Here is a 4298-nt window from a genome sequence, read left to right as displayed (position 1 = left end):
TCCCATGTCATGCCTATCCTTCTTAGCTTCCTCGTTGACTTCCTCCTCTTCATTCCAACTCGCAGGGTTCCCTCCACCTCTTTCTTTTGCTTCGAACTATAGAGAAGCTATGCATTTCCTGCAATCACACATTTATCGGACTCTATTTCCTTGGATAGCATTTTTTACGCAGCACAAAATAACCCCACAAAGTGATGTGAGCCTTCGAAGCTTATTCCTATTACTTTGCGGGGACCCCGGGACTTATAAAAAAAACTCCTCGCCGTCTTCGAACAGACAGGGGAGTTTTCATTTGCCATTCTTATGCCAGAATCACGTATACATGGTCGCCCTCGATCTCTACCGGGAATCCTCTTAGCTTCGTCTTGGCATCCACCAGATGTTCCCCGCTCTGCAGATGGAATTCCCAACCATGCCAGGGACAGCGCAGCACTTCATACTCCATCCCGTATTCATACTCATACACAAGAGAAGGCAGCTTCGTGCCACAGACCGGCCCTTGACAGACTGGAGCCCCCGCATGCGGACATACATTGCGCCAAGCCACTAGATCGCCGTTGACGCGGAACAACCCGACCTCCATCCCCTTGATCGTGACGATCTTGCCTCCAACCTCCGGAATCTCAGCCAAGGACGAAGCATAATAACGCGTCATACGTGTTCCTCCCGGCTAGAGCTACTATCTACAGCACAATGATGAAGACCATACAACTCCATAGCTGTACCTGCCAATATGCGCTGCTTCAGCTGCTTGGGCATACGCGGCAATACCATTCGAGGGTTGTCGAAATCCCAATGCGGGTAGTCGGATGAGAACATGACCGTCTTCTCTGCATCGATCATCTTGAAGATCTGCAATAGCTGTTCCGGGTCGTCCGGTTCCTCAATAGGCTGGGTTGTCAAGCGGATATGATCTCGAATATATTCGGAGGGCAGCCGCTTCAGCCAAGGTACCGAGTCACGAAGTGCTTTGTAATTCTTATCCATACGCCACATCAGATGCGGCATCCAGGCAATTCCTCCCTCGATGGCAACAAATCGCAGCCGCGGGAACTTCTCGAATACACCCTCACAAACTAGACTATTCACATGGGCCATATAATTCGTTGGCAATATATTATGCCACTCCATATATCGGGTCGGATATCCAGAAGGAGTCGGCGCCCCCGATATACCGCGCCCTTCCGTTCCCGGATGAATGGCGACCACTAAGCCGTACTGCTCCGCTGCTTCATAGATCGGATGATAGAATCGTTGGCCGTAAGGCAGCCGCGCGGCACTGGCCATGATAACCTGAACCATGTCCGGGTGATCACCTATTCTGCGAATTTCCTTGGCCGCCGCTGAAGGATCGGATGCATTGACGAAGATAGAGCCCTTGTACCGCGGGGAAACCTTCAGCCAATGCTCCACCATCCAATCGTTGCAAGCCGAAGCTATTACATTGCCATAATCCGGATCGGGTTGAATGGATAAGGCTAGTAACCCGGACCCGGTCAATATGGCATAATCAATGCCATACGCATCCATATGATGCTTCAAGAGGAATATCGGATCACTGCCTGGGTTCCCGCCTTGATCGGGGACGGCATCCTTCCGACTCCCGCCAATAGGTGAAGTATACACAGCACCAACACCAATCCCACTAGAAAGCCACTGCGTATGCCAAGCCTTCGGCAGAAAAGGAAGCAAATCTTTAGCGCTTCTTAGTGCATTATGGACATCTGTGTCAATCAGAACAGGTACATCCTTCAATCTCAATCACTCCTTGTTAGACATGTTTTCCACCGTCATTTGATGGATATGATTCTAACAAGGCTGAGCATATGAGATTCATTCATTTCCTGCAATCGGACTTTCTTCATGACTGAGATTCCATTTGCATTGTATTTACGGTTAGACGACGAATGCCACCAAAGAGCACCACTCAGCGGCATCATTCCGCTATTATTAACTCGGACTTGTTATATTTTTTGCTACATACTAGTTCGAGGTATACATTTATACCATCTGTAAATCGACTATCGTAAGTTTTACCAACCAGAAGTAGTACGCCGTCATTGCTTTCAAGTAAAGCCGCAGTTGGGTTTAAGGGATGGTCAATAAATATGCGTCCGTTACCTTGGTGGCGAATACGAGCAAACTGGGTTTGCGCTTTTGGATAAGGCTCCATCAAATACTCCAATTTGTCAGATTCGCTTGATTGAACTAAATACATGTTATACTTCTCCCAATTTCCGTGGATATAAGTATCTCCATTTAGCATCGCTTTCATTGATTACGTTCTCTGTAAGGACTTACATGCGTTGGATACGGATTGCCACTAGTCGGGCGTAACGATGTATCATATTCAGGAACAGATAAAGACAATCTCTTGTACTGGTTGTTCCAGGCTTCAATATGGTCATCATTTACAATATGTGGAGTGAATCCGCAGTTAATATAGGTTTTAATTGCAGAGAGATTGTTTTCCTCAACATCCAAAGACGCTACCGTAAACCCTGATTTTTTCAAATTCCCTAAAACATAGTTTACCATCAGGAAACCGTACTTATGTTCTCGATCAACTCCTACAAATATAACAGACCCACGTTCCTTATCCTCCCACCAATGATCGTTATGCCATGAAGTGGCTGTTGCGATTGGCTCATTATTCTCGTTCAGAAGGACAAACACTTTATTATCATCATAATAATAATTGGAAGCCATTATATATCTGAATGTACCTGCCTTATATTCCTCTTTAAAAGCTTTAGTCATTATTCGTTCCCACAAGTATCCATTTTCTTCATTAATGCTAATGATTGAATAGGCCTCGGGAAGCTCCACAGCCGGAATTGGCTTTGATAGAGGTCTTTCCATTTCGGTCTTCGAATCGGACTTGTAATCTAAATGAAATGTTATTTTCATCTGGCCTTAATAAACCCGGGTTATAATAGAACTCGACCCCCTTTTTAATATAAATGACTTAAGACCCGCAGCTCGTTGCTGTGGGTCTCTTTCTTTTTTTGGGGATAAAATCACCAATGCTTTTTGAAGGACTGTCAAAAAGTTTGACGCGAAAGAGAAGGGTTTCCGCCAGAATCTTGATGACATTCAGAACAACCCAAACTGACTACAGTCAGTTTGGGTTGTTGATATTCTATCATTAACATGGTATCATGGTCTAATCGTTAACCTGACTACGGTCAGTCATTCATATCAAGTTTACGGGGGCCATTATGAACCGAAGAGAAGAGATCAAGAAGATCGCGGTCAGCCATCTTCTACAATATGGATTCGAGGGAACGAAGCTCGCCGAGATTGCCGACGAGGTTGGCATCAAGAAGCAGTCGATGTACGCCCATTTTGCCAGTAAAAAAGAGCTTGTGATTGAAATTCATGAGGAAGCGACCAAGCAGGAAATCGCTTTTCTTACCTCGTTTTTCGACGAGCACAGAGGAGTGCCGCTGCGTAAGCTGCTCGATCAATTCGTTGAAGAGATGAAAGACCGTTACTCGGACAACCAAAACGTCAAGCTGATGTTTCTGATGGCATTCATGCCGCCAGAACAGCTTCAGGACTTATTCATTACGATGTACGAGCTATACTCGCATCATTTGCTRCATCTACTGGAGCTTGCTTCCCGCGGGGATTCAACCATTCACGTCGATCYCAAGGATTGCGCATTAGCTGTTCATACCATTTTTGAGGGATTGTCTGCTAAGCTTATTTTCGGCCATGCCGATTATTTCATCCAAGTTTCGAATACGACCTTCACTCTTCTGTGGCAAGGATTGCTTCATCGGGGTGAAGAGCGGGATAGCTGATGTCGGAATCGTCACAAGCTTTATTCTAATCCAACTAGAGGTGCAATATGCAGAATAACAACATCAACAACACCAACAACAAGCTTCTATCCATGGAAACCGATTCCGTGGGCAAAGTTTTCATTCGTTACTTGATTCCGTCATTAATCGGGATGTTCATGATGTCTGTGAATGTTGTGGTCGATGGTATATTCGTCGGACAGAGGCTCGGTGAAGTCGCATTGGCCGGCGTTAATGTCGCTGTCCCGGTTTTCTCAATATACATTGCCATATCACTATGGATCGGTATAGGCGGCGCGGCCATCTATTCCAGACATTTGGGAGCGAAGGAAGTGCGAGAGGCTCGGTCCGTCTTTACTCACTCGTTAACGCTCATCTTCAGCTTGACCTTGCTGCTCGCAGCGATTGCTTTCCTGTTTCGTGAGCCAGTGGCTGTATTTCTCGGCGCCAACGACGAGACCCTGCCGTATGTGATGGATTATATGAATG

Annotated in this window: 6 protein-coding genes; 2 read left to right on the top strand and 4 right to left on the bottom strand. The window is 46.1% G+C overall.

Going from position 1 to position 4298, the window contains the following annotated elements; genetic code table 11:
• Positions 1–301 precede the first annotated feature (301 nt).
• The 4 genes from AC1DWB_RS31565 to AC1DWB_RS31550 form a co-directional block, all read right to left on the bottom strand.
• Positions 302–655, bottom strand: a complete 354-nt coding sequence (locus AC1DWB_RS31565) for a Rieske (2Fe-2S) protein (RefSeq protein ID WP_477545057.1) — start codon at positions 653–655, stop codon at positions 302–304.
• Positions 652–1755, bottom strand: a complete 1104-nt coding sequence (locus AC1DWB_RS31560) for an amidohydrolase family protein (protein ID WP_477545056.1) — start codon at positions 1753–1755, stop codon at positions 652–654. Before AC1DWB_RS31560 ends, AC1DWB_RS31565 begins: the two co-directional genes overlap by 4 nt.
• Before the next feature lie 181 nt (positions 1756–1936).
• Positions 1937–2218, bottom strand: coding sequence for a hypothetical protein (locus AC1DWB_RS31555; protein ID WP_477545055.1), 282 nt, complete (start codon positions 2216–2218; stop codon positions 1937–1939).
• 53 nt (positions 2219–2271) lie between these two features.
• Positions 2272–2910 (bottom strand): GNAT family N-acetyltransferase, encoded by a 639-nt coding sequence (locus AC1DWB_RS31550; RefSeq protein ID WP_477545054.1) that lies wholly within the window; start codon positions 2908–2910, stop codon positions 2272–2274.
• Between the two features lie 311 nt (positions 2911–3221).
• Between AC1DWB_RS31550 and AC1DWB_RS31545 the strand changes: the two genes are divergently transcribed.
• Complete coding sequence (locus AC1DWB_RS31545) at positions 3222–3809, top strand: TetR/AcrR family transcriptional regulator (protein ID WP_477545053.1); 588 nt, start codon at positions 3222–3224, stop codon at positions 3807–3809.
• 47 nt (positions 3810–3856) lie between these two features.
• A partial coding sequence (locus tag AC1DWB_RS31540; protein ID WP_477545052.1) for an MATE family efflux transporter occupies positions 3857–4298 on the top strand: 442 nt, incomplete at its 3' end.

This window comes from Paenibacillus sp. P4_E11 (genome assembly GCF_056401635.1).
Note: the sequence above shows the minus strand (reverse complement) of the source record. Positions and strands in the feature narration are given on the sequence as shown.

Bases quoted from the DNA above. Each gene is read 5' to 3' on its own strand.
- AC1DWB_RS31565 (WP_477545057.1), bottom strand. From the start codon at position 655: ATGACGCGTTATTATGCTTCGTCCTTGGCTGAGATTCCGGAGGTTGGA.
- AC1DWB_RS31555 (WP_477545055.1), bottom strand. From the start codon at position 2,218: ATGTATTTAGTTCAATCAAGCGAATCTGACAAATTGGAGTATTTGATG.
- AC1DWB_RS31550 (WP_477545054.1), bottom strand. From the start codon at position 2,910: ATGAAAATAACATTTCATTTAGATTACAAGTCCGATTCGAAGACCGAA.